Source organism: Thermogymnomonas acidicola JCM 13583, assembly GCF_001316105.1.
Lineage (GTDB): Archaea > Thermoplasmatota > Thermoplasmata > Thermoplasmatales > Thermoplasmataceae > Thermogymnomonas > Thermogymnomonas acidicola.
In genome coordinates this window covers 61,629-85,324 of sequence record NZ_BBCP01000005.1, presented here as the reverse complement: position 1 = coordinate 85,324, position 23,696 = coordinate 61,629, and the positions used below count along the sequence as shown (strand labels likewise).

At 58.4% G+C, this 23,696-nt stretch carries 27 protein-coding genes and 7 pseudogenes; 18 read left to right on the top strand and 16 right to left on the bottom strand.

The window, feature by feature from the left end; genetic code table 11:
• The first annotated feature begins 9 nt into the window (after positions 1-9).
• The 6 genes and pseudogenes from JCM13583_RS05670 (at position 10) to JCM13583_RS05650 (ending at position 2,108) form a co-directional block, all read left to right on the top strand.
• Positions 10-387, top strand: coding sequence for a 3-hydroxyacyl-CoA dehydrogenase family protein (locus JCM13583_RS05670; protein WP_075057001.1), 378 nt, complete (start codon positions 10-12; stop codon positions 385-387).
• Complete coding sequence (locus JCM13583_RS12365) at positions 366-941, top strand: enoyl-CoA hydratase/isomerase family protein (RefSeq protein WP_162509477.1); 576 nt, start codon at positions 366-368, stop codon at positions 939-941. The genes JCM13583_RS05670 and JCM13583_RS12365 overlap by 22 nt, the downstream gene beginning before the upstream one ends.
• A pseudogene (locus tag JCM13583_RS13925) lies at positions 901-1,071 on the top strand (hypothetical protein); the annotation flags it as partial. The gene JCM13583_RS12365 and the pseudogene JCM13583_RS13925, both read left to right, overlap by 41 nt.
• Positions 1,065-1,346 (top strand): hypothetical protein, encoded by a 282-nt coding sequence (locus tag JCM13583_RS13920; protein ID WP_171823468.1) that lies wholly within the window; start codon positions 1,065-1,067, stop codon positions 1,344-1,346. The pseudogene JCM13583_RS13925 and the gene JCM13583_RS13920, both read left to right, overlap by 7 nt.
• An 82-nt stretch (positions 1,347-1,428) precedes the next feature.
• On the top strand, positions 1,429-1,626 hold the full coding sequence (locus JCM13583_RS05655; RefSeq protein WP_075057000.1) for an AAA family ATPase: 198 nt from the start codon (positions 1,429-1,431) through the stop codon (positions 1,624-1,626).
• A 44-nt stretch (positions 1,627-1,670) separates the two neighbouring features.
• Positions 1,671-2,108, top strand: coding sequence for a hypothetical protein (locus JCM13583_RS05650; RefSeq protein WP_075056999.1), 438 nt, complete (start codon positions 1,671-1,673; stop codon positions 2,106-2,108).
• A gap of 7 nt (positions 2,109-2,115) precedes the next feature.
• Here the strand turns inward: JCM13583_RS05650 and JCM13583_RS05645 are convergent, their stop codons facing one another.
• Positions 2,116-2,340: a hypothetical protein gene (locus tag JCM13583_RS05645; protein WP_075056998.1), complete on the bottom strand. Its 225-nt coding sequence runs from the start codon at positions 2,338-2,340 to the stop codon at positions 2,116-2,118.
• A 245-nt stretch (positions 2,341-2,585) separates the two neighbouring features.
• On the opposite strand from JCM13583_RS05645, the gene JCM13583_RS05640 reads away from it, so the two are divergent.
• The 5 genes and pseudogenes from JCM13583_RS05640 to JCM13583_RS05620 all read left to right on the top strand — a co-directional run bounded on the left by JCM13583_RS05640 (position 2,586) and on the right by JCM13583_RS05620 (position 6,725).
• Positions 2,586-3,176: a hypothetical protein gene (locus JCM13583_RS05640; protein WP_075056997.1), complete on the top strand. Its 591-nt coding sequence runs from the start codon at positions 2,586-2,588 to the stop codon at positions 3,174-3,176.
• Between the two features lie 4 nt (positions 3,177-3,180).
• Positions 3,181-4,368, top strand: coding sequence for a hypothetical protein (locus JCM13583_RS05635; RefSeq protein ID WP_075056996.1), 1,188 nt, complete (start codon positions 3,181-3,183; stop codon positions 4,366-4,368).
• A gap of 43 nt (positions 4,369-4,411) precedes the next feature.
• Positions 4,412-4,915 (top strand): hypothetical protein, encoded by a 504-nt coding sequence (locus JCM13583_RS05630; RefSeq protein ID WP_075056995.1) that lies wholly within the window; start codon positions 4,412-4,414, stop codon positions 4,913-4,915.
• A 51-nt stretch (positions 4,916-4,966) separates the two neighbouring features.
• A complete protein-coding gene (locus JCM13583_RS05625; RefSeq protein ID WP_075056994.1) occupies positions 4,967-5,716 on the top strand; it encodes a hypothetical protein in 750 nt (249 codons plus the stop codon).
• A 29-nt stretch (positions 5,717-5,745) separates the two neighbouring features.
• Positions 5,746-6,725 (top strand): annotated as a pseudogene (locus JCM13583_RS05620) (tyrosine--tRNA ligase).
• Positions 6,726-6,727: 2 nt separating this feature from the next.
• On the opposite strand, the gene JCM13583_RS12355 reads toward JCM13583_RS05620, so the two are convergent.
• The 3 genes and pseudogenes from JCM13583_RS12355 to radB all read right to left on the bottom strand — a co-directional run bounded on the left by JCM13583_RS12355 (position 6,728) and on the right by radB (position 8,833).
• Complete coding sequence (locus JCM13583_RS12355; protein WP_171823467.1) at positions 6,728-6,871, bottom strand: AbrB/MazE/SpoVT family DNA-binding domain-containing protein; 144 nt, start codon at positions 6,869-6,871, stop codon at positions 6,728-6,730.
• A gap of 249 nt (positions 6,872-7,120) precedes the next feature.
• Positions 7,121-8,198, bottom strand: a pseudogene (gene fen, locus JCM13583_RS05610) (flap endonuclease-1).
• A 3-nt stretch (positions 8,199-8,201) separates the two neighbouring features.
• Positions 8,202-8,833 (bottom strand): annotated as a pseudogene (gene radB / locus JCM13583_RS05605) (DNA repair and recombination protein RadB).
• Between the two features lie 233 nt (positions 8,834-9,066).
• Here radB and JCM13583_RS05600 point away from each other — a divergent pair.
• The 3 genes from JCM13583_RS05600 to JCM13583_RS12350 all read left to right on the top strand — a co-directional run bounded on the left by JCM13583_RS05600 (position 9,067) and on the right by JCM13583_RS12350 (position 11,277).
• The gene (locus JCM13583_RS05600) at positions 9,067-9,987 is read left to right on the top strand and encodes a dihydrodipicolinate synthase family protein (protein ID WP_075056993.1); all 921 of its coding nucleotides are present in this window, start codon (positions 9,067-9,069) and stop codon (positions 9,985-9,987) included.
• Between the two features lie 65 nt (positions 9,988-10,052).
• Complete coding sequence (locus tag JCM13583_RS05595) at positions 10,053-11,123, top strand: FAD-binding oxidoreductase (RefSeq protein WP_162509474.1); 1,071 nt, start codon at positions 10,053-10,055, stop codon at positions 11,121-11,123.
• On the top strand, positions 11,080-11,277 hold the full coding sequence (locus JCM13583_RS12350) for an FAD-binding oxidoreductase (RefSeq protein WP_171823466.1): 198 nt from the start codon (positions 11,080-11,082) through the stop codon (positions 11,275-11,277). The genes JCM13583_RS05595 and JCM13583_RS12350 overlap by 44 nt, the downstream gene beginning before the upstream one ends.
• 58 nt (positions 11,278-11,335) lie before the next feature.
• Here JCM13583_RS12350 and JCM13583_RS12345 read toward each other — a convergent pair whose 3' ends face one another.
• From JCM13583_RS12345 to JCM13583_RS05585, 4 genes are read right to left on the bottom strand one after another with little or no spacing between them, the layout of a single operon-like run.
• Positions 11,336-11,833 carry an SDR family oxidoreductase gene (locus tag JCM13583_RS12345; protein ID WP_171823465.1) on the bottom strand — a complete coding sequence of 166 codons (498 nt, stop codon included), beginning with the start codon at positions 11,831-11,833 and terminating at the stop codon, positions 11,336-11,338.
• Positions 11,742-12,131 carry an SDR family NAD(P)-dependent oxidoreductase gene (locus JCM13583_RS12340; RefSeq protein WP_171823464.1) on the bottom strand — a complete coding sequence of 130 codons (390 nt, stop codon included), beginning with the start codon at positions 12,129-12,131 and terminating at the stop codon, positions 11,742-11,744. Before JCM13583_RS12340 ends, JCM13583_RS12345 begins: the two co-directional genes overlap by 92 nt.
• On the bottom strand, positions 12,118-12,588 hold the full coding sequence (locus JCM13583_RS12335) for a prolyl oligopeptidase family serine peptidase (protein WP_162509470.1): 471 nt from the start codon (positions 12,586-12,588) through the stop codon (positions 12,118-12,120). The genes JCM13583_RS12340 and JCM13583_RS12335 overlap by 14 nt, the downstream gene beginning before the upstream one ends.
• Positions 12,585-13,946 carry a prolyl oligopeptidase family serine peptidase gene (locus tag JCM13583_RS05585; RefSeq protein ID WP_162509469.1) on the bottom strand — a complete coding sequence of 454 codons (1,362 nt, stop codon included), beginning with the start codon at positions 13,944-13,946 and terminating at the stop codon, positions 12,585-12,587. The genes JCM13583_RS12335 and JCM13583_RS05585 overlap by 4 nt, the downstream gene beginning before the upstream one ends.
• 429 nt (positions 13,947-14,375) lie before the next feature.
• On the opposite strand from JCM13583_RS05585, the pseudogene JCM13583_RS05580 reads away from it, so the two are divergent.
• Positions 14,376-14,721, top strand: a pseudogene (locus JCM13583_RS05580) (Rieske (2Fe-2S) protein).
• Here the strand turns inward: JCM13583_RS05580 and JCM13583_RS05575 are convergent.
• From JCM13583_RS05575 to JCM13583_RS05555, 5 genes and pseudogenes are all read right to left on the bottom strand, one after another.
• Positions 14,710-15,553: pseudogene (locus JCM13583_RS05575) on the bottom strand (aldo/keto reductase). The pseudogenes JCM13583_RS05580 and JCM13583_RS05575 overlap by 12 nt on opposite strands.
• Positions 15,554-15,589: 36 nt before the next feature.
• On the bottom strand, positions 15,590-16,096 hold the full coding sequence (locus JCM13583_RS05570; RefSeq protein WP_075057050.1) for a nicotinamide-nucleotide adenylyltransferase: 507 nt from the start codon (positions 16,094-16,096) through the stop codon (positions 15,590-15,592).
• A 54-nt stretch (positions 16,097-16,150) separates the two neighbouring features.
• Positions 16,151-19,292, bottom strand: a pseudogene (locus JCM13583_RS05565) (isoleucine--tRNA ligase).
• 64 nt (positions 19,293-19,356) lie between these two features.
• On the bottom strand, positions 19,357-19,839 hold the full coding sequence (locus JCM13583_RS05560; protein ID WP_162509468.1) for a hypothetical protein: 483 nt from the start codon (positions 19,837-19,839) through the stop codon (positions 19,357-19,359).
• A 131-nt stretch (positions 19,840-19,970) separates the two neighbouring features.
• Positions 19,971-20,285, bottom strand: a complete 315-nt coding sequence (locus JCM13583_RS05555) for a hypothetical protein (RefSeq protein ID WP_075056991.1) — start codon at positions 20,283-20,285, stop codon at positions 19,971-19,973.
• 74 nt (positions 20,286-20,359) lie between these two features.
• Between JCM13583_RS05555 and JCM13583_RS05550 the strand changes: the two genes are divergently transcribed.
• From JCM13583_RS05550 to JCM13583_RS05540, 3 genes are all read left to right on the top strand, one after another.
• Positions 20,360-20,614, top strand: a complete 255-nt coding sequence (locus JCM13583_RS05550) for a hypothetical protein (protein WP_162509467.1) — start codon at positions 20,360-20,362, stop codon at positions 20,612-20,614.
• A 155-nt stretch (positions 20,615-20,769) separates the two neighbouring features.
• Positions 20,770-21,315, top strand: coding sequence for a hypothetical protein (locus JCM13583_RS05545; protein WP_162509466.1), 546 nt, complete (start codon positions 20,770-20,772; stop codon positions 21,313-21,315).
• Positions 21,316-21,395: 80 nt separating this feature from the next.
• The gene (locus JCM13583_RS05540) at positions 21,396-22,442 is read left to right on the top strand and encodes an SIS domain-containing protein (protein WP_075056988.1); all 1,047 of its coding nucleotides are present in this window, start codon (positions 21,396-21,398) and stop codon (positions 22,440-22,442) included.
• Positions 22,443-22,773: 331 nt separating this feature from the next.
• Here the strand turns inward: JCM13583_RS05540 and JCM13583_RS13915 are convergent, their stop codons facing one another.
• Genes JCM13583_RS13915 through JCM13583_RS05530 form a run of 3 tightly spaced genes read right to left on the bottom strand, consistent with a single transcriptional unit; the run spans position 22,774 to position 23,453 of the window.
• Positions 22,774-22,941 (bottom strand): hypothetical protein, encoded by a 168-nt coding sequence (locus JCM13583_RS13915; RefSeq protein WP_171823463.1) that lies wholly within the window; start codon positions 22,939-22,941, stop codon positions 22,774-22,776.
• The gene (locus tag JCM13583_RS05535) at positions 22,932-23,228 is read right to left on the bottom strand and encodes a hypothetical protein (protein WP_075056987.1); all 297 of its coding nucleotides are present in this window, start codon (positions 23,226-23,228) and stop codon (positions 22,932-22,934) included. The genes JCM13583_RS13915 and JCM13583_RS05535 overlap by 10 nt, the downstream gene beginning before the upstream one ends.
• Positions 23,229-23,258: 30 nt before the next feature.
• Positions 23,259-23,453: a hypothetical protein gene (locus tag JCM13583_RS05530; RefSeq protein WP_075056986.1), complete on the bottom strand. Its 195-nt coding sequence runs from the start codon at positions 23,451-23,453 to the stop codon at positions 23,259-23,261.
• Positions 23,454-23,696 lie beyond the last annotated feature (243 nt).

Below are 23,696 nucleotides of genomic sequence, written 5' to 3'. Positions count from 1 at the left end.
ATCGAGGCTGTGTTCGAGAAGCCAGAGGTGAAGGCGGAGACACTGAAGAAGATCTCGGAGGTCGCGCCGAAGAAGGCCATAATAGGATCGAACACCTCCTCCATATCCATAACCTACCTCTCAAAGTTCGTCTCGAACCCTGAGAGGTTCCTGGGTATACACTTCTTCAACCCCGTCCCGGTGATGAAGCTCGTGGAGGTCGTTAAGGGTGACAGGACGCAGGAGAGCGTTGTGAGAAAGGTATTCGAGATGGTGAAGGCCCTGGGGGGGAAGGAGCCAGTGATAAGCCAGGACTTCCCGGGCTTCATAGCGAACAGGGTGCTAGTGCCCCTGATCAGGGAGCCATACTGCTCCTGGAGGAGGGCGTGGCAACCAAGAACGACATAGACAAGACCGTGAGACTCGGACTCAACCACCCCCCCATGGGCCCGCTCGAACTCGCCGACTTCATAGGCCTTGATGTGTTGCTGGATATAATGGAAGTCATGTACAGGGACTTCGGTGATCCCAGGTTCAAGCCACCGATAACACTGCGCAACCTGGTGAACGCAGGCAAGCTGGGCAGGAAGAGTGGAGAGGGGGTTCTACAAGTATTGAGGTGTCGGGATGGTGAAGAAGGAGGAGATCGAGGGGATAAGTGTCCTGACCCTGGAGAGGCCACCCCCCCTGAACCCGCTAACGGTGGAAGACCTCAAGCAGATAAGGGACCACCTGGCATCTTCAGGGGGGGGCCAGTGGTTATCAGGGGGGGGAGCGGAAAGGCGTTCTGCGCGGGAGCGGATGTGAAGCAGTTCCTGCAAATGACCCCTGAGAGGGCGTACGAGTTCGCACAGGCAGGCCACGACACCGTGAGGGCGATAATGGAGCACCCTGACCCCGTAATAGCAAGCATCCACGGCTATGCCTGGGCGGGGGGGCCTGGAACTGGCACTGGCGTGTGACCTCAGGATAGCCGCCCCCCCGGGCACCCTGCTGGGCCTCCCAGAGGTTACACTGGGCATCATACCTGGCTTCGGCGGCACCCAGAGGCTCAGGGAGGTTCTGGGTGAGGCCAGGGCCTGGAGATGGTCCTGTTCGGGAAGAGGATTGGCGCAGAGGAGGCAAGGCAGCTGGGCCTGGTCAACGAATTATCGGATGACCCGTTCTCCAGGTCTCTGGAACTTGCAAGGCAGCTCCTCCAGCTCCCCAGGTCCAGCCTGTGCAGGGCGAAGGAGCTGGTCAGGTGGCGCAACAGCGATATGTACGAGAGGGAGATGGAGCTCTTCGCCTCCTGCTTCGAGGGGGGGCCAGAGCCCAGGGAGGGCGTGAACGCGTTCCTTGAGAAGAGGAAGCCGAAGTTCAGGTGAGCGCCTCCCTTTCACTGTGGATACGAATTATTATATATTTTTCCCCCCGGTACAAGCTTGACACCTGTCTGACAGTGGTGAAATGATAATAGAAAGTGTCGAGCTTGAGAACTTCAAGTCGTTTGGCTCGAGGAGCAGGGTGTTCTTTAAGCCTGGACTGACGGTGATAAGCGGCCCCAACGGTTCAGGAAAGAGCAACATCGGGGGGGACGCACTCGTCTTCGTCCTCGGCACACGCTCCTCGAAGATAGTCAGGGCCGAGAAGATGGGGGGGACCTGATCTACAGGCCAAAGGAGGGAGAGAGGGCCCCAAGGCACTGCTCCGTGACCCTGAACCTCAGGGAGGAGGGCACAGGCGAGACGGTATCGATCAAGAGAGAGCTGGTGGAGGAGGACGGGGGGGAGATCAAGGGCAACTACTACATGAACGGCAAGAAGGCAAGGCTATCGGATATCGAGGCCTTCCTCCTGAGGAACAAGATCTCACTGGACTCTTACAGCTTCGTGCTCCAGGGCGACATAAACAACCTGATAAAGATGAGCGGCACCGAGAGGCGCAGGCTCATAGAGAGCATTGCCGGCCTAGACGTGATCGACATGGACATAGAGAGGAGCAGGAGGGACAGGGAGAGCGTAATATCGAACTTAAACACACTGCAGGCAGTTTCACAGGAGATAGAGACCAGGGTAAGCGTGCTGCGGGCAGAGAAGGAACTGGCTGAGAGGTACATCGAGATGCAGGGGGGGAGCTCCGCCAGCTAAGGGCCACCTACATACACCTTGAGGCGCAGGCCATCAGGGCCGAGATCGAGGCCCTGGAAAGGACGCTGAGGGACAATGAGGAGAGGATATCGAGGCTGGAGAACAGGCTGGAGGAGATCCAGCAGGAGCAGGATGAGAGGCGGAAGAGGGTCGCTGAACTGTCCAGCGAGATCGAGGAGAGGTACTCTGCGGAGATAAGGAGGCTGCAGGAGGAGCTTGACAGGAAGCGCATACAGGCAGCGGAGATCAGGATGAGGATAGAGGACCGGGAGGGCCAGTACAGGGAACTCGAGGAAGAGAGGAAGCGCGGGGGGATCAGAGGCTAGCGGCCCTGGAGGGCAGGCTCTCCGAACTGCTACGCAGGGAAGGCGAGATGGAGAAGGCGCTCGTGGATCTGCGTGAGAAGGAAAAAAGGGCCAGGGAAGAGCTGGAGAGCTCCGGGCACTGAGGTCCGGGGAGCTGGAGGAGTTCCAGAGGATGAACAGGGAGCTGGAGGGCCTCAACGCGGAGAGGGAGAGGCTCCAGGCAGAGATGGAGGAGATGCAGAAGAGGCTCATGGCGGACAGCGCCAGGAAATCGCAGACTGAGAGCGCAATAGCGGCGAGGCAGGAGGACCTTGCGGATCTGGAGGCAGAGCTCAGGGACACCGACTGGAGGCTCAAGAAGATGGTGCCCAGGAGCGAGGAGGCCCTCAGGGATCTCTCGGCCAAATACTACCGGCTCAGGGCAGAGGTCGAGGAGATGAGGCAGAGGAAGGACAGGCTCGCCAGGGAGCTCTCTGACCTTGGGAGGGAGTACGAGAGGCTTGTTGCACAGTCACAGAGGGGGGGCCAGTCATCCAGGGCCCTGCAGGAGGTCATGGAGGCGAGGAGGAAAGGGAAGATCGATGGCATATTCGGGACACTCAGGGAGCTCATAAGCTTCGAGGAAAGGTACAGGGCCGCAGTGGAGAGCGCTGCGGGAGGGAGGCTCAACGCTGTCGTTGTCAGGGACGATGGCGTTGCGGAGGAGTGCCTGGGCCTCCTGAAGCAGAGCGGGGGCTGGGAGGCTCACGTTCCTGCCGCTTAACAAGATGTCCACCGGCAGGCCCAGGGGCAAGGCCATAATAGTGAGGAACCAGCCCGAATCGCTGGGCTACATATTCGAGATAGTGAGGTATGAGAGGCAGTTCGAGAGTGCTGTATGGTACGCCTTCCAGGACACAGTCCTCGTGCCGGGCGTGAAAGAGGCGAGGAAGTACATGGGTGGAGTGAGGCTCGTGACCCTGGACGGCGACATCTTCGAGGCCAGTGGAGCCATCACCGGCGGTTCACAGGAGAAGGCGGCGGCCAGGCTGGACGTGGATGCAAGGCTGCAGCAGGTGTCACAGGCCATAAGGGAGAAGAGCGAAGAGATGGAGGCCCTCACAGCAGACCTGTCGTCGAAGTCTGCCATGCTCGAGGATGTGTCCGAGGAACTCAGGAAGGCCACCGGAGATGTGGCGTCGTCCCAGGGATTGAAGAGGGAACTGGAGTCAAGGATGGCGTCTGTATCGTCGAAAATAGAGGAGGCCAGGCAAAGGATAAGGGAACTGGAGGAGGAGAGGGCAGCGGTGGAAAGGAGGATCGGGACGACCCGCGAGGAAATGGATTCGGTGAGGACGAGGGTGTCCGAGGTATCGTCCAGGATCGCCGAACTCACCGCCGCCCTGAGGGAGACATCGCCGGAGAAGTTCAGGGAAATGGAGGCCAGGGAAGAGGCACTCAGGTCGCTGGGAGAAAGGATCAGGGAGGTGCTCACTGAACTGAGCGGAGTGAAGAGGGATGTGGAGCACACCAGGGAGGAGGTTGAGAGGGAGAGGGAAAACCTGGAAGACACAGCAATACGCCTCAGGGACATTGAGAGGGCCAACACCGAGGCAAGGAACAGGGTCTCTTCCATTGAGGAAGAGATCGCTTCCATACGTGCGAGCATAGCCACCTACGGTGAGGGCCTCAAGGACCTCGAGGCAAAGAGGGAGGCAGAGGTGAGGGCCCTGGAATCCCTGGCCAGGGAGTACGACAGGGCCAGGGCGGAGGTGTCCAGCAAGAGGGACGTCCAGTCGTCCCTCAGGGGGGGCCGCATCTCAGACCTCAGGGCACAGCTCTCCTCGAAGGAAGGGGGGGAGCTGGAGGCGTCGGGGGGGGCGAGCCTGACGTGTCTCTCACCGACAGGAACGAGGTATCGAGGCTCATGGCCGAGACGCAGAGGCATCTGGACAGCCTCGGCCAGGTCAACATGAGGCCCTGGAGGAATACGAAGCCGAGAACTCAAGGCTCAGCGAGATGAAGGGCAAGATGTCTGCGCTGCTGGAGGAGAAGAAGGCAATAGAGGAATTCACGGAGAGGCTCCTCGAGCAGAGGAAGGTGACGTTCCTGAGAGTTTTCGATTCGATAAGGGAGGAGATGAGAAAGGTGTACCAGGAACTGTCCGGCGGCGGCGATGCCATCCTCTACTTCTCCAATGAGAACGACCCCCATGGGGGGGAGCGAGGTGCACATAAAGCTAGGCCGAAGGGGGGGACAAGGTACACAAGGCTCGAGGCGCTCAGCGGAGGGGGGGAGAAGAGCCTGACCGCGCTGTCATTCATAATCGCTGTCCAGAGGACCTTCCCGTCGCCCTTCTATTTCCTTGACGAGGTCGACATGTTCCTTGACGGGGGCCAACGTCGACAGGATCGGGAAGCTGCTCAGGGATGCCTCAAAGAACGCGCAGATAATAGTGATCTCACTGAGGAAGGCAATGCTGAAGTACGCGAACTCTGTCATAGGCGTTACGGTGGGCCCTGATGAGAGGACACACTTCTTCCAGAAGTACATAGGGGAGGTCGTGGGGGGGAGTTGAGCATAGTCGACGAGGTCCTGGTGCAGGCCACCATGCTCGACCTCAACGTGGACTTCTACAGGGATCTCCTCCAGAGGGTGAGCGGGAGCAGGGACGCCTTCTCGTCCCTAGTGCTCGAGATACTGAGGAAGTGCGAGGAGGGGGCCATAGACCCGTGGAAGGTGGACCTCCGGGACATGCTCTTCGTGTATTCCACGCTCCTTGACGAGAACTTCGACAGGTACTTCGAGGCCGGCGAGCTCCTTGTCGAATCATGGCACCTCCTCTCCATCAAGAGCTCGTTCAGTGATGAGGACCCGGTGCCCGAGGAGGAACCGGCGCGGGAAGTGGAGGAGCCCGAGGAGGGGGGGGCCATCCAGGTCGTGCCCTCCATAGCCCACACGGAGAGGAGGCCCGTGATGGTGGTGGAGATAATAGAAGCGCTCAGGAAGAAGTTCAGGGAGAGGAGGGAGAGGCGGCAGGAGATCATCCACGTGAACGATGAGATATTCAGCAAGCTCCACACAGAGGAGCCTGAGAGGGAGATAGAGGAGGCCGCCAGGTTCGTCGAGAGGATAAGGGCGGATCAGTTCTACCTCGAGGACGTGTGGGAGAGGTTCAGGTACGGCAAGGTGCCCTTCTTCATCTACTGCATGTTCCTGGCAAAGCAGGGCAGGATACGCATGGAGCAGGAGGAACCTTACGGGAGGATACTCGTTTCCAGGGGGGGGCCCTGGCAGGAACAGGCGGAAAACATTAAAGTGTGAAAGCATAACCTGCCGTGGACAGACAGACAGTGGACCTGGTCACCAGGGGGGGACTGGTGGAGGTAATAAGGAGGGAGGAACTCGATTCCATTGAAGCAGGAAAGGCCAGGGCCTACATAGGCTTCGAGCCGTCCGGGATACCGCACCTGGGCACCGGACTGCTGTGGCCCGGCAAGATCAGGGATCTCGTGGACGCCGGAATAAACACGACTGTACTCCTCGCGGACTGGCATGCCATGGTCAACGACAAGCTCGGGGGGGGCGACATGGAGAGGATACACAGGAGCGGGGGGGACGTACTCAAAAGAGTCATAGAGAGGAGGGCAGGAGAGGGCAGGGTGCACTTCGTGTGGGCGAGCGATCTGGCCCGGGACGATAACTACTGGTCGCTCCTCCTCTCTGTGGCAAAGCGGTCGTCACTCAGCAGGATAAGGAGGGCCCTGCCCATCATGGGGAGGAGCGAGGAGGAGGCTGACAGGGACTTCAGCAAATACATATATCCTGATGCAGGTCACGGACATATTCTACATGGACCTGGATATAGCCATGGGCGGCATGGACCAGAGGCATGCCCACATGCTCGCCAGGGACATCGCGGAGAAAATGGGGAGGAAGAAGCCCATATCGCTCCATGGGCCACTTCTATCATCACTGACCGGCTCCGGCAGGATGGATCAGTTCAAGAAGATGTCAAAGAGCGACCCGGAGTCCGCCATATTCCTCTCTGACAGCGAGGAGGCCATAAGGAGAAAGATCTCCAGGGCATACTGCCCGCAGGGAACCGTGCAGGGGAACCCTGTGACGGACATAGCCAGGTACATAATCCTGCCACAGGCCCCCCCTCAGGGTCAAGACTGGGAACGGCGAGGTTGAGTTTAAGAGGTTCGAGGACCTCGAGAGGAGCTACGTGCAGGGCCAGATAGACCCGCGTTCACTGAAGGAGGCCGTGGCAGAGGCGCTCGAAGGCCAGGTGTCCAGGTACCGGGACCTGGTGCCTGAGAGCCTCTGAGCTCACTGCATCCTTTCCAGGAAGATCACTTCGCCGTCCGTGTAGAAGCCCAATATGTCACCTGGCTCGATCTTCAACCTCTCCGCCACCTTTCTCGGCAGGGTTATCCTTAGAGAGCTTCCCCCCCTTTTTGATACATGCGCCACATCTACCAATGATTTCTGCTGAGGCATGATTCTACATGGTAAATCTGGTATTTAATTGCATCTGTTTTAAATCTTGGATTAAAAATCCATAAAAACAATTTTCCAGTTCTAAAATCTGTTTAAACTATAAACTGCCCGAATCCTTGCCGGAACCCCCCTCATCCCCTGTCTGACGCCGGCACAGGCAGGGACTGGACCCACCGTGGGCTTCAGTGGCGTGAATCGAGACCGCATCCGGACATTTATGTATCAGGGGGGCCTGCTGCACCGATAAGGATTCACAGGCCCGCTGGCCATCAGAAGAATGTGTCCAGGCTGGACTGTGAGCCCCCTTGACAGCCCTGCCTCTATTGTGTCAAGATAGGGTTCAACCCTCTCCCTGGAGAAGTCGTGCTCACCGCACAGGAACCGCAATATGCCCTCCCTGTCCGGTCTGCCGAACCTTATCTCCGTGTCCACGTGCGGCGGGTCGAGGAAGAACGACCTGATCCTGTCCAGGTTCTCTATCACCTCGCCCCCCCTGGCCTCGAGCACCCTGGTGATATCGCCATACTTCTTGACCAGCTTCAGCGCAGTCTTCGCGCCCACCCTACTGAGTCCGCTGTTGAAATCGGTGCCGACCATTATGCCTATGTCAACCAGCTGCTCGTACGTTATGCCGTTCTGCCTCAGCGTCTCCTCCAGGCTGGCCACCTCTGGCGATACGTTCTGGTAGACGTTCTTTCCAGGCACCCTTCGCCTGCCCGATACCGTGAAGTTCCTCAGCACCCTCCTGGCACCAAAGAGGAGGCAGTCATAGTCCTGGCTTATGACACCGTAGACCAGGCCAGCCCTGGACATGTACGAGGCCTGGGCCTCCCCCCCTCCGAAGGGGGCCTGCACCACCGGGAGGCCCATGAGGCCCAGGAGTGCCTTGGATTCCTGGACAATCTCATCCGTTATGTAGTTTATCCTGGACGCCAGCGACCTGGCCCTCTCAGCATCGCCTGCCTCCACAGCTTCCTGGTACGCCTCAAGGTCCCTGGCCTTGACCATGGCCCGCTCCTCGAGAGTCCTTGCCTTCAGCTCGAAAGGCCTTCCGTCGAAGACAAAGACGGGCCTTATGCCGCTTTCCAGAAGGTTCACTGTCCTGTAGAAGAGCCCGGACAGGTGTGAGGTCACCCTGCCCTGCGAATCCCTGAGGGGGCTCTCCGTTCGGGCCCCTTATGCTGCTCAGGAACTGGTAGATTATGTTGTAGGCATCCACGCTGACCGTCTGCCCCCCCGAGTGCTCCTTCAGAGTTGTGGGGGGGGACCTGACAACGATCTCACCCAGGTCTACGCCCATGCATCACACCTCGCATGAAATGCCAGATTCGGTTATCCTGAACTGTGCCGACCTGCCCTCCTCCACGGACCTGTGTTTCACCGTGACGATCCTCCTCACGCCGTCAGACTTCTCGAGCATGAATATGGCCTTCATGGAGTGGTCTATGACATAGCCGCCGAACGGCTCCAGCCTCTGCTCCTCAGGGTCAAGGTATATCTGGTTTGTCAGGAGAACAGGCACCCTGAACCTGACCGCGATGGAGTTGAGGAGCGATATGTGCCTCTGCATGGCCGCGACCCTCTCCCTCGTGTCCGAACTCTTCTCGAGCCTGAAGTACTCAGTGAACGAGTCTATGATGAGGAGCCCGACCTTCCTCTCCCTCTCCATCATCTTGGAGGAGCGCATGATGGCCACCTCCTGGTCGTCCAGGGAGGTGATCCTGTAGAGCATCAGGTGACGCAGGAGGCCAGTGTCACCCCCCCCGAGACCTGAAGGAGCCTCTCTGTGGAGAGGCCCTCCGTGTCCAGGAATATGACGGACCTGCCCAGGGAGAGGGCCGAGACAGCGAAGACCATGCACATGTTGCTCTTCCCCCCCGTACCACCCTCACCGTAGAGCTCTGTCATGACTCCCGGTTCCAGGCCACCTGACATCACGTAGTCTATGCATGCCACCCCCCCCGATGGCAGCTTCTCCTCCTTCACTGTGGGGGTCCACCTTCTCCATCCATATCATCCCTGCAGGGGGCACCACCATGTTGCCCGATCGTGTTGCGTTCCCCCCCCTCTTCCCGATCGTCCACATGGCTATTGGATTTAAAAATGGATGCCCCCCCGGGTGATCGCACAAATGGAAACCAAATTATCCGGGACCGTGATGCCATTCCATGGAGTTCAGGGGGGGCGTATTCCCCATCCTGCTCACACCCTTCAGCCGCGACGGTTCTCTGGACCTGGAAAGCCTAAGGCGCATGGTTCGCTATTACATGCGGGCGTCCGTGGACGGCCTCACGATCCTCGGGGGGGAGGTGTCGGAGAGCGAAGCGCTCACCCAGGAGGAGAGGGAGAGCATAATCAGGACAGTGATGGAGGAAACGTCCGGCAGTGTACCCGTGGTGTGTGGCATTACCATGCCTTCGGACAGGCAGGTCCTCATGGAGGCCGAGAGGGCGGCCAGGCTCGGGGGGGTTGACGCGTTCCTGCTGGGCCCGCACAGGGGGGGCCAGGTACCCATGAGCACCATCCTGGGGGGGCGCTACCGCTCCGTCTCCAAAAAATATGCACTGCCCACAGTTGTCCTGGACAACCCGGCCCTTGCTTCGCCAGGATCGGTGTGGACACCTGAGGCCATAGTCTCAGAGGCAGAGAACGTGGTCTGCGTGAAGGTGGAGGAGCAGCCCTCGCCGCCCAAGGTCAGGGCAATCAGGGCAGCGCTGGGCACATCGATTTCCATACTGGGGGGGGCACTCCACGGCAGGAACCTGCTCTGGGAGCTGGCTGAGGGTGCGGACGGGGGGGTGATGACATCTGCACCTATCCCGGAGCACCTTGTGTCCATATACAGGCTCTTCAGGGAGGGGAAGGTGGAGGAGGCGACCGATCTCTTCGCCAAAACGCTTCCCCTGGCCAACTTCTACCCTGAGAGGACTGTGGCTGTGAAGAAGGCCATACTGAAGGAGCTGGGCGTCATATCTGAACCTCTGACAAGGGACCCTTTCCCGCCACTGGATGAGGGTTCCATGGTGCACCTGAGGAGACTGTTGCAATGGACTCTGGAAAACACAAAGGCCGGCATGCTGTTGCGTTGAAAACCAATGTTTTTCCAGGAAAAAGGAGCGATAAAAGTTAATCCAGCAAGCGATACCCCCCCGTTGTGCTCACTTTCGACACAGTTGTGGTGGGTGCTGGCATAACCGGGCTTGCCTCGGCCTACCACATAAAGAGGGAAAACCCGGACATGAACGTGGCGGTTGTGGAGAAGAAGGGGGGGACATTTGCCCAGGGTAACACGGCAAGGAGTGCCGCCGGCTTCAGGGACCTCTTCTCCTCTGAGGTGAACAGGAAGCTCACGTCCTCCTCCATTTCCTTCTACAGAAAGGTGCAGGAATCTGGCTTCAACCTTGGCATGAAGTTCAACGGTTACCTGTTCCTCGCTGGCAGGAAGTTCGTGGAGTGCGATGTGGTCCAGGGCTTCATAAGGGAGGGGGGGAGGGCCAGGGTAGTGGAGGAGGACGAGATAAGGGAGGCAGGCTTCAACACCAGGCCATCAAGCGAGGAGAAGGCCCTGCTCTCGGTGCCTGACATAGATGCCGGCCTCCTCGGCAGGAACTGCGGCATAATAGAGCCGGACAGGCTGGCAGCCTACTACGAGGGCGAGTGCAGGAGAATGGGGGGGGTGGAGTTCCTCTACAACACAGAGGTGAGGCCGCTGAGGCTGAAGCCCGTGGAACCACTCAATTATCCGGGAGAGCCGTTCCTCTGGCAGTCTGTGCATGTGGACACTCTGGATACCAGCAGGGGGGGCACGGTCAGGGCGGAACAGTACGTGCTCTGCACCGACATGTGGACGACCGCACTCCTTGACCCAACAGGCATAGACAGCCACACGAGGCCAAAGAAGAGGCAGGTCTTCCAGGTGAGCGGGAGCGAGATATCCTCCCTGGTCAGGCACCCCCCCATGGTGGAGGGGGAGGACGTCCTCCCCCCCTTCACGATACTCCCAGCCCACGGCATAATAATGAGGCCGGAACCAAAAAGTGGGTCCGTGTGGTTCTCTGTTGCCGATGACTACGGTCGCCCCTATTCCTTCGAGGAGGACCCCCCAGCCGGAACCCGAGTTCTACGAGAGGAGCATAGTGCCAGTTGTGAGTGCCTACATACCGGCTGTCTCAAGGTCCAGGGTGACGTCGATGTGGGCTGGCCACTACGCCTACAACACCATTGACAGGACACACTACATCTTCAGGGACCTGAACGTGATCGTGGCCACAGGCACCAGCGGAAGCGGCATCATGAAGGGGGGGACGCAGCGGGCAGGATCGTCTCTGCACTCCTCGCCGGCAGGGAGAAGGCAATGCTCTATGGCGGGCAGGAAATAGATGTCGCCGCCCTGGGCGTTGAGGACAGGCACCTCCCCCCCAAGGAGAGGATAGTCATCTAGAGGGAGTGGGTGAGGTAGTCGAGGCGCCCGCCGTCCACAACGAGCACCTGGCCCGTGACAAAGCGTGAGAGCGGGGGGGACGCCAGGAAGAGGACGGCATCTGCTATCTCCCCCCCTGGCTGTGCGACCCTGGAGAGGATGGTCCTGGATGCCCTAGAGGGGGGGTAGACCTCATTGACCTGCTCCTCGCTCCTCCCACGCCTCATCATTTCAGTGTCCACGGTTCCGGGTGCCACTGCGTTCACCCTGACGCCATATTTGCCCAGGTCGAAGGCCATCCTCCTCGTCAGAGCCATCACAGCAGCCTTTGTGACCGAATAGAATGTGTAGCCCTCCAGCGCCGTGCCCAGGCCTGCGTTGCTTGCCACGTTCACAATGCTCATGTCACCCTTCCTGACCCTCTCACCGAGGGCCCTGGTGAGGTGGACTATGCTGTAGACATTGGTGCGCATCATCGCGTCCAGGTCGCTGAGGGGGCTGTTCCATGATGTCACCGTTCAGCATCACGCCGGCGTTGTTCACCACAACGTCCGGCCAGCCCACTTCAACACGGATCTGGCTGCACGCCCTGGCAACATCTTCAGGTTCCGACACATCGCACCTCACTGCCACAGCACGGCACCCCCCCATGGCCTCTATCTCCCTGGCTGTCGACTCCGCATCCACGTGGTCCTCCCTGTATATCAGTGCCACGTCACTGCCTTCCGAGGCCAGGCGCAGTGCCACCGCCCTCCCGATGCCCCCCCTTGATGCGCCCGTGACCAGCGAGAGCATGCCGTCAAGGAGCGGCACCCCTGCCCCCCCCACCCCCCCCTCCCCCCCCGTCCACCATGTATTTCCTGAACCAGGCCAGCTTCCTCTCAAGCCTGTCGACCATGTTCTGCGGCCTCCCGTGCCTTGCATGCTCGTGCGAGTCCCCCCCTGAGTACCTGACAAGCTCGCTGTCCACGCCGTAATAGCGCAGCGCCATGAACATCTGCTCCGACTGCTCGATGGGGCACCTGAAGTCCTCCTCGCCATGTATATACATGGTGGGTGTCCTGGCATCCTTGACGCTGTATATCGGGGGGGACATGCGCAGCAGCCTCTCCTGCGATTCCCTGCTCCACGGGTCCTCTATGCCCGATTCCACAGCATTGAACCAGAAGCCTATGTCACTGGTGCCGAGCATGCTCAGGAGGTTCGACACGGGCATCTCGGAAACAGCGCAGGCGAACCTGTTGCTCTTCACGATGGCCACATTGGTCATGAAGCCCCCCCGTAGGAGCCTCCCGTGATGGCTACCTTCCCGGTGAGGCCAAACCTGTCCCTGGCATCGTCAAGGAAGGAGAGAACATCCTCAAAGTCCCTCCCTCCCCCCCAGTCGCCCACGCATGCCCTGGCGAAGTCATCACCGTACCCTGAACTCCCCCCCCTGGGGTTGCCGTAGACGACGTTGAAGCCGTTGGCCGCTAGGAAGTTGAACTCTATGTAGTAGCAGTTTCCGTACGCCATATGGGGCCCACCGTGCACGGAGAGGACTGTCGGGCGCTCACTGCCTGAGTGGATGAACCAGTACTCTCCCCCCCCGCCAGTCCTGAAGTTCTCCACCTCAGCACCCCCCCTCACTCCAGGGTTCGGGTCGTACTCCTGCTCGCCGAACCTTAGCAGGGACGGTCTCCCTGGCTCCGTGAGGATGTACGCCAGATTGCCGCCAGAGGAGTGGAAGTACCTCACTGACATGCCCCCCCGGCCCGTCAGCCTTTTCCGGGCCAGGACGTCGTAGACGTAAGTGTCTCCGCCCTCATGGGCTATGGTGTAGAGGCTGCCGTCGGTCACAAGGCCCTGTGCACCGCCAACAAAGAGGTCCGTGATGACATCCAGGGAGCAGTTCACGCCGCCAGACAGCACCCTCCCATCAGCTGCCATTACGCTCTTCTGCTTCCACGGCGCAATGCCGGACCTGTGGCCGATGAACACAGCCTCGCCGGATGGCGTGAAGCCCACGGATGTGGCCAGGCCCCCCCTGCCGCCCGTCAGCTTCTCCCTCCCTGAGAGGCCGCTGATGAGCCTGTAGACCTGGTGCAGGCCTGTGCTGTCGTCCTCCTCGGTTGTGGACACGATGACATCGTCACCGCTAACGGCGAAGTCCACCACATCGAAGTCACCGGCCACTATGTCCCTGCCGCCCTTCACTGAAACGAGCTTCTTCCTGCTCCTCAGGTAGCCCCCCCTTGTGTCGTACCTGTACATCTGCCTCTTCGCCACGAAGAGTGTGCCAGCCTCCGCCTTCGCCTCCACTATGGCGAGCATGTCATCATTGTAGGGCAGGAACTTGTGTATCTTGCCGAAGGTTGCTACCCTCTCTGGCCCTGACATCCTGCCCATCCTCATGAGGCTCTCCTCACCGCCAGCCGAGGATATGTAATAGAGGTACCCACCGTATACAGAAGGGGGGGACCTCTCGGAACCACCGAAGGTGACCCTCTCCACCCTGCCGTGGGCCATCCTGAATATGGAAGACCCGTACTCATTACCCTCTATCCAGTTCTGGACAAAGTAGCACTCGTCACCGTTCACGAAAGGGTCGGACAGGACCTTGACCGAATAGGCTTCCCTGGCGTCCATGGGTATGTATCGCTCCCTTGAAATATTTCTTTCTCGCCGGCCGCAATGGAGACCACCGGGGGGGTATGAACCTGACCTGCTGCCTTGGCAGTGGCGGTGCGGGCCAAAATTACGGATCGGTCCTTTCGCGCAAATCAATGACGGAATTGCCGGCTGCTGTTCCCAGACCCCCAACCGCCTATGCCATTCTCAGGAGGCAGAGGCAACAAGGTTTCCCGTTACCGTGCCAGGTCGCCTGTTTGTGTTCCTTACAGAGAGCGGAGTGGTGGATGCCACCACGCCGGACGGAGAGGAAGGAGGTTTTTCTTTCGACCACGGCCAAATGTGCTGGCAGATGGAAATGGAGTTCCGGTAACCACCGTATGGCTGGGGGGGGCCCGTCTTTCATGGAGTGACAAAGTTTAACTCTCTCTGCAGATACAGTGTGCCATGGCCTGGAAGAGAGTAGTGTCAATGAAGGCACTGGAGGTTGCAGGAGGGTCGTTTGCTGCCAGGGTAGATAACGAGGTCGTCTTCATAGCAAAGAGCGGGAACAACCTCTACGCCATGGACGCTGTTTGCTCCCACGCCAAGTGCATCCTGCAAGTACGACGCGGAGAAGAACCAGGTGCAGTGCTTCTGCCACAAGGCTGTATTCGACGTCAAGACCGGCAGGATGCTGGAGCCACCATTCGTCGCACCGAACGCGATGATGGACAAGATGGGCAAGAAGACATTCGCAGTGAGGGAGAACGAGGGGTTCATCGAGGTTGACCTGGAACAGTCAGGAAACTGACTGTTCAAGCATCTTTATCTCTTCCTCATCCATCTTCCAGCCCATTGCGCCGGTGTTCTCCCTGACGTGTTCAGGGTTCGATGCCCTGGGTATGGGGTAGACGTTATCGAACTTGGACAGGAACCAGTTGAGCACTATCTGCGGGACGGTCTTGCCTGGATGGTCTTCCTGTATCTTCTTGACCGCCTCGGCGAATTTCCCGCTGGATGTCACAAGCCTGCCATGCCCGAGGGGGTAATAGGCCAGCACCGACATGCCGTTCTCTCTGCATATTGGCAAGATATCGGCCTCGATTTTCCTATTCAGCAGGTTGAACGGCATCTGCGTTGACACGATCCTCGCATCCCTGACCACAGACAGGGCAAACTTCGTTAGCTCGGCGTCAAAGTTGCTTATGCCTATGTATCTGACTGTGCCCTCCTTGACCTGCTCCTCTATGGCTTTGAGGGCCTCTCCCACTTTCTCCCGGATGAATTGAGGTGCAGCTGGTAGAGGTCCACATAGTCTGTGCCCAGCCGCCTCAGGCTTGCCCTCAGGGACTTGAGGAGCCTCTCCCTCCTGTAGTGCGATGGCCAGACCTTTGTGGCCAGGAACACCTTGGACCTGTCCCTGCCCCCCCCAGCGCCTCGGCCACCATGTCCTCCGACTGGTATATCTCCGCAGTATCGATCATGTTAACGCCGCACTCCAGGGCGGTCGAAATGGCCTTCACCTTCATGTCCCTGTTCGGCCTGCTCCCGAAGAGCCTGGCACGGACGATCCAACCAGGATCGTAGTAGGTACCGACACCAATCTCAGAGACCATGAAGCCTGTGCCCGAGAAGTCACGCATCTGCAATTATGAAGGCGATGGGAGAGTTAAACATTTTCACTCGTCTGACTGCGTCAGCTCCCTGAGCCTTGTGACGCCGTCTATCTCCTCTATGATCTCCGCCACGGCCTTCGGCACATCAGACTTCCAGTCCTCACCGCTTATGATCTTCTTCCTTATGCTCGTCCCGGACCAGTCCTTCCTGTTTAGCAGCTTCATCGAACGCACCTCATAGCCGCTCTCCTGGAAGAGCCTCCTCACAAGGGGGGGGTTATTGGTGTAGACCCTGTCAAAGCCCGGGGGGGTGAGCGATTCCACGTGCGCCACCCAGAGTGGGTTTGAGTTCACGTCCTCGATCGGGACGAGGTAGAAGTTGTAGATGCCCTCCTGTTCCAGCGAGCTGGATATCATGAGGTGCCTCTCCCCTGCCGTGAAGGGGGGGTCCTTTAGGGTGTGCGAGTACTGCGCACTCCCGATACCTATTATGATGCTCCTGTTCTCCTTCAGTATCTCCTTTATCACAGCCAGGTGGCCGTTGTGGAAGGGCTGGAACCGGCCCACCATGAACGCCCTGCCCGTCTCCTTCCTCGGTTTTGCCAACTGTTCAGCCTCCGGCAGCTAGGCGGGAGAGGTCTTTATGCTTATCCTCACCTTCTCGCCCTCTATCTCCCACTCCTTCCCGCCGGGCGCATCGGCGAAGATAACCGAGTCAGAGAGTGTCTCGTTCTTCACCATCTTCATGTGCTGTTGCAGTGCCCTCTTTACCCTGTCAGAGCACTCCACGGTCGTTACGATCCTCTCATCGTATTCGAGGTCCATCTCCTTCCTCATGACCTGCACCCTCCTTATGACCTCCCTGGCCAGGCCCTCCATCTCCAGGTCCTCATCGATCTCCTTGTTCAGGAATATGTCGATGTCGCTCTTTGCCTCGTGCAGGTATGCGTACCTCGGGTCTGGAACCTCCGTTATCTCAAGCATGTCCTTCTCTATCTCCCTGTCCTCCCAGGTCACGTAGCCCTTCTCCGATACTTCCCTGTATATCTCCTCCTGCTCTGTGCTCTCCACATAGGCCTGGAGCTGCCTGACCTTTGAACGGAGCACTGGCGCTGCCCTGGACATGTTGACCCTGACCTGGTGCATCAGGGGCCTCTTCTCCTTTGCTATGTACCTTACAGACCTCGCGTTGCACTCCGGCGCTATTATCTCTATGATGTCCTCCGGTATGCTGCCGGGTGCAGATATCAGTATCTCCGTCACCGGTTGCCTGCCCTTTATCCCGGATTCCTGCCTCAGCCTCCTGACGCCCTCGATCACGGTCTTTGCGAACTCTATCTCCCCCCCTCTATCTCCCTGTCTATCAGGTCCGGGTCGGCCACCGGATAACGCTCCTCATGGACGCTCCCTCCCCCCCCGGGCACAAGGCGCTTGTATAGGTACTCGGAGAAGAACGGCGTCAGCGGTGCCATCATTTTCACTGTGTTCAACATGGCATAGAACAGTGAAGAGTAGGCCCTCTCCTTCTCTATGCCCATCTCATCTGACCAGAACCTCCTCCTTGAGAGGCGGAGGTAGAAGTTGGATATGTCGTCTATGAGGTCCATTATGAGCTTCAGCGCAGTGTGCACCTGGTAGTTGTCCATCTCCCTGGTCACGTCCCTGACGGTGCTGTTGACCCTTGACACTATCCAGCGGTCCAGTATGTTCTTGGGCTGCACCAGGCCCCCCCTGTACATGTAACCGTCCAGGTTGGCATTGGACGCGAAGAACTGGTAAACGTTAAGCATAGTGTATATGGTCTTCCTGGACATCTCCAGGATCAGCTTCCTGTCTATGGCCTTGGGCCTCCAAGGCGCATTGCTGAGGAAGAAGAGGCGGACAGCATCTGCACCGAACTCGTTGATGAAGTCAAGGGCGTAGACGGAGTTGCCCTTGCTCTTGCTCATCTTCCTCCCCCCCTGCTCGTCAAGGATGAAGTCTATGGAGAGGACGTTGCTGTAAGCATTCTTCTGGAACAGGAGGGACGAGATCACGTGCAGTGTGTAGAACCAGCCGCGGGTCTGGTCTATGGCCTCGGTTATGAAGTCCACCGGCAGGTCAGAGGATGGGTCGAAGTCCTTCGAGAACGGGTAGTGCATGGCTGCGTAAGTGGCACTTCCTGAGTCGAACCAGGTATCTATGACGTACGGCTCCCTCCTCATCTCCCCCCCGCCGCACTCCGGGCATTTCAGAGTGACCTGGTCTATGTAGGGCCTGTGCAGGTCCTTCGGGACTTCGCCGCCGAGTTCCCTTATCTCCGACATGCTGCCGAGGAAGACCGTGTGGCCATTGCTGCAGTCCCAGACGGGGAGCGGCGTCCCCCCCCAGTACCTGTTCCTGCTCAGCGCCCAGTCCTTGGCCTCTGCTAGGAAGTTGCCGAACCTGCCGTCCTTCAGGTGGTCCGGGTACCAGTTTATCTTCGAGTTGTTCCTCTGCAGTTCCTCCCTTATCCTGGAGACCTTAATGAACCAGGCCTCAAGGGGGGTAGTACAGGAGTGGCGTCCCGCACCTGTAGCAGAACGGGTAAGTGTGGCTCACCTTGCCGCTCCTGAACAGGAGGCCCCCCCTGCCCTTGAGGTACGATATTATCTTCGGGTCAGCGTCCTTCACGAAGAGGCCTGACCACGGGAGCCTGTCGTCCTCGAACTTTCCGGAGGCGTTCACAGGGTTTATGACAGCAACACCCTCCCGCCTCCCTATCTCGAAGTCCTCTGCCCCCCCGAAGGCCGGCGCCGTGTGCACTATGCCTGTGCCTTCCTCGAGGGTGACGTGGGAACCCCCCCCGACAACCCTGCAGGAGCCGTCAGGTGCTGGTATGAAGTCTATGGGCCTCTCGTACTCCATGCCCAGCAGCTCCGATCCCTTGAGCCTCTTTTCCTCCCTGTACTGCTTCCCCTCCATGACCCGGTCAACTGCAGCGGTGGCCATGTAATATTTTTCTTCACCAACCAATATTAAGGAGTAATCGAAGTCGGGGGGGTTGACCGCCAGGAACTCGTTCGAGGGAAGCGTCCATGGAGTGGTCGTCCAGGCAAGGAAGAAGGTGCCCTCCTGGCCCCTGACCGGAAACTTCACATATACTGAGGGGGGGTCCTTGACCTCCTCGTACCCCCCCTGCGATACCTCGTGCGAGCTCAGCGAAGTCTCGCACCTGGGGGCAGTAGGGAACGATCTTGAAGTCCTTGACCAGGAGGCCCCCCCTGCTGTACAGGTTCTTCAGGGCCCACCACTCACTCTCGATGTATTCGTTCCTAAGCGTCACATACGCCTTTGAGTGGTCGATCCAGAAGCCCAGGAGCCTGTCGACCTGCTCCCACTCATCCACGTACCGGAAAATGCTCTCCCTGCAGTAAGAGTTGAACTTCTCTATGCCGAAGTCCTCTATCTCCTTCTTGACCTTGAAACCGAAGTGCTTCTCCGCTTCGAGCTCAACCGGCAGGCCGTGGCAGTCCCAGCCTGCGTACCTCCTCGAGATGGAGTAGCCCTGCATGTACTTGTAACGGAGCACTATATCCTTTATTGTACGCGTCATGGCATGGCCCACGTGCGGCCTGCCGTTTGCCGTTGGCGGCCCCCCCTCAAGGAAGGAGAAGACCCTGGGCCTCGAACTGTCTGAGAGGACGCGCTTCACTGTGCCCTCCCTCTCCCAGAAGTCTAGCACTTCCCTGGATATCTGGTTGAGGCCTATTGATGTGTTCACCGGCTCATAAACAGCTGGACTCATCTGACCGATTGTGAATTTAGTGGGGGGGTATATATTGTTTTGTAGACCCATCCGGCCGTGTTCATCACCTCTTCCCTGCACCGGTAACGAAGAGCGCTGGAACCATAGCATGAAGCTCACAGAGAGCAGGGATGCCACAGCCGCTGTAACGCCGATGCCCCCCCAGAATGGAACTGGCCAGGAGGGCTACGAGCATTGACACCCTGCCACCCACCAGGTAATACTCCCTGCTGATCCAGTACGGGTACGAGCTTGCAGGTACATCCATTATGCCCATGAACGCCGTAAGCGTGCCGTTGCTTATCGGTACAGTCAGGAGGTTGGCAGTGAAGCCGGATAGGAAGGCCGCCACAGCGGCAAGGGAACTGTCCATGAGCAGGAGGCCAGTTGCGATCACCGCTATGCCGTAGAGTGCGTGCACCCATGGCCTGTCCCTGAAGAGGAGCCATGGGGTGAGAAGGTTGCCGAGCACGCTGCCGGAGGCCAGGACGCTCCCCCCCAGGACACCGACCAGGTAGTAGTTGTGCGTCTGCGCGAATAAGTACACTGGAAGCACCACGGAGAGGGCCAGGGTGTAGATGTTAGATGAGAAGAAGAAGACCTTGAACCTAAGCGGTATGTTCCTGTTCGCCTCCCTGAGGTCCCTGGCAGTGAGCCTGCGCCTCTCCCTGGAAACGCCTATGGTCCTCCCCCACCGCAGCCGCGACTATGAGGGCAGCTGCGGAAACTGAGAAGACAGGTACGTATCTGGCCACACCGTGGAAAGGTGTTGCCCCCTATTATGAGCGCACCAGCCACGGGCCCCACGAGGGAGATTATGCCCGAGATTGTGGAGTTGAGGGAGAGGAAGGTGAGCCTGTCGTTGCCCCTGGTGACCTCCTGCTGCATCACGTTGTTCGAGCCCCAGAAGAGGCCGCCAGATATGCCGTAGATGGTGCCGAATACCAGGGGGGGGTTGAAGAACACACCACCCACCAGGATCGCCAGGAGCATTGAGAAGCCCCCTCAGCAGGTTGCCGAGGGCGAAGAGCGTCTCGTCCCTGGCCCGGGAGCTCAAAAAGCCGCTCATGAAGAAGAAGAGGAACTGCGCGGCCTGGTTCATGGCCTGGAACTCCACGACCCTTGCTATGCTGCCGGTTGAGAAGAGCAGTACATTTATGAAACTTGACGCCACGCTGTTCGAAACAAAGAATAGGTTGTATGAGAGTATATACCTCCTAATGCGGTGGCTGGAGAGGACCTCGCTGTACCTCCTCCCGGGGGGGAGTTTAAGGAATATGGAGCCAGGCAAACTGTCCACCTGTAGACCGGGCCAATATTGAAATTTTTACATCCCGGATCCCGTGTATACGGAAATGAATTTTAACGCCCGCACACCTCCCACATGCGGCTGGCGCATGTCCGGCGCTCTGGGGCCTTCACCAGCGCAGAAACGCACAAGTTTAAAATCCACATCTTCGATTTAGATCTGATACTCATGCCAATGGGACCTGGCAGGAAAAGGGATGAGAACCAGGAACAGTTCGAGGATGACAAGTTCCTCATGGTCTTCGGTACAGCGGTCATAGTTGCCATCATAGCGGGCATAGGGCTGGCAGCAGCATACTATGTCCCGTTCATGCACTCCTCCTCCTCGATATCTCCCACTTACATTCCCGACGTCATGAACGCAACGCCCCAGGTGACAAACGTTACGATATCAGGCACGTCCTACACGGTGACCGCAGAGGTGTGGGCCACAGCGACCCCCCCGTCAGCCTACGTCACATCCAACAACACTTCCAGGATGGTCGCAGTGCTGTCAGGAACGCCCAGCATTTCACCCACAGGAACGACAAAGACCGTGTCCGGGGGGGTCAAGTACACGGAGTACAAGGTCAGTGCAACACTCTCGTATAACACGGCACTGATAAGCAGCCTAGAGAGCTCCAAAGTCCTCTCCTCCTCCACGCCTGTCACCGAAGTGCTGGTGGTCTACTACGGCCAGTCTGACGTAAACTTCTACCTGAACTTCTTCTCGTAGATACCCCTTACAGGGTACTTTTTTCATTTCACTGTGAGCAATATCCAAAGGGCCGTTTGTGAAAATCCTTTATATCATGAGTGACTGAACTCCACGATGACAGACGAGCTGCCACCAAGGAGGAGCGGACACCCATACGCAATGTACGACATGCTCATGGACATACCGAACGGCCTCAGGGCACGGTCTCAGCCTGCGAGGACTTCAGGCTTGGTGGTGACACAGGCCAGATCCTTTTCACTGGAAACGGTACGAGCTACCACTCCGCACTTGTCGGTTCGCAGCCAGCGGACGATATGAGGGTCAGGTGCGTCCAGGCCTTCGAGCTGGAGAGGTTCATGAGGCCATCAGGAACCATCATAGGCATCTCCCACACCGGGAAGACGAAGTCCACCGTTGACGCCCTCAGGAAGCACAGGGGGAAGTGCAGGACCGTGGGCATATCGCATTACAGGGACTCGCCCATCATAAGGGAGAGCGACACGGGTCTTGTCATAGGGAACTCGCCCGATATCTCGCTCTGCAACACAAAGGCGTTCTTCGACAACGCCATCGCCTCGTACATCTTGACGGGAAATGCCCTAGGCGCCTGGGACGACTGGGAAACGGTCTCCTCCATCATCTCAAGGAACATACCCTACTTAGACAGGCTAGGTAGGGAGATGGCCCAGGGCATCCGTGTGCCGAAGAGGATGTTCGTGCTTGGGGGGGCTGGCCCAAACCAGGTCAGCGCCAGGGAGTGCGCACAGAAGCTCAAGGAGGCCACGCACCTCCACGCTGAGGGCATCGAGCTCGAAGAGTTCAACCACGGCTGCACTTCGGTCATAGACCAGGAAACGCTGGTCATAATATTCAGCACGCCCACTGTTGAGGACAGGGTTTCCGACATAGTGAGGGCGTGCAGGGAGACAGATACAGAGACGCTCGTGGTGAACGGCGATGGCGACCACAGCATGGATGTGCCCTACATAGACGAGATGAGGTCGCCGTTCACCTACATCCTCTCTGTCTACTTCTTCGCCTACCACCTAGCCCTGAGGATGGGCATCAACCCTGACTACCTGAGGTTCGAGGACGAGCGCTACCTGCGGTACGACAGCATAGTATTCCCGCCGGGGGCACACTAGATCCTGGAGTACTCGCCCCCCCATCGAGGCTGCCCTTCTCTCCAGCTCCCGCAGGGCACCCTCGACGTCCCCCCCTCGGGTCCTGGCCAGAAGCGGAAACCTCCAGTTCTATCTCAGGCCCCCCCTGGGGCCCCCCCTGGGCCTGGGGGTGGCTCTTTATGTATACCCTGCCCGCAAACATCTTCATCACCTCATCCACATGGGGGGCGCAAAGGAGCTCTCCATTATGCCGCGCACCAGCGTCGACCTCTCCGCGTACCTGACGTTCCTGTCAGCGATCAGTTCTATGGCGTTCTCGAGCACAGACTCATCTCGTCAGGCACGCCAGGCGTCACCAGGTACTTCTTGCCCCCCCTGCTTCGAGATATATCCCGGGGGGCAGTCCCTGCCAGGTTCCTGATGGCTCTGGCCCCCCCTGGGGCATCATGGCCATCTTCCTCCTGTTCTCTGTCATCTCCAGGCCCCCCCTGGCGGTGAGGCGGGACCTTATCATCTCCATGGCCTCAGGTTCTCAACGAGCGGTAGTCCCAGGGCCTCAGCGAAAGACGACGATGTCATGTCGTCGAATGTAGGGCCAAGGCCTCCGGTGGAGACCACTATGTCAGCGAACTGTGATGCTGTCCTGAAGCCCCCCCAGACTATCTCCTCACGCACGTCCCTTACCGTGAGGCCCAGGACAACGGTGTGGCCAGAAAATGTGAGCACGCGGCCGATGTGGGCCGCGTTGGTGTTAACGGTCTTTCCCTTAAGTATCTCGTTTCCTATGGTCAGGACAGCGGCTTGCATCGGATGGATATCGCCAGGCCACTTAAAATCTCAGTGCTTCAGCGTCTTTTCCCTGTACTTCTCATTGACCTTCTCTATCTTGTCCTTGTACTTCTTCATGGCTTTCCTGTCCAGTGGCTCGCTCCTCTTGGCGATCTCCTGCCTCAGCTTTTCCTTGTACTCAGGATCTAGGCACAGGTCGAGGAAGTTCTCCTCAAAACGCTCGAGCTCTCTGAGCTGCGCCATCCCTATCGTATCAAAAATCCCCCCCAGACGGTATTTTAACTTAGCTCAGGGGTTCAGCATCCCCCCCTCGTTGATCATGGCCGCTATCAGCATCATCGCGAAGTTCGCGACTATGAGGAGGATCACTATGAGGAGTATCTTGCGGTTCCTTTCCATCCAAGAGATGTATATCAACGCCGATATTTTACTTTTCCAGTGAAATGTTTTATAGCTGAAATAATTTAGGACATGATTATCATGGTG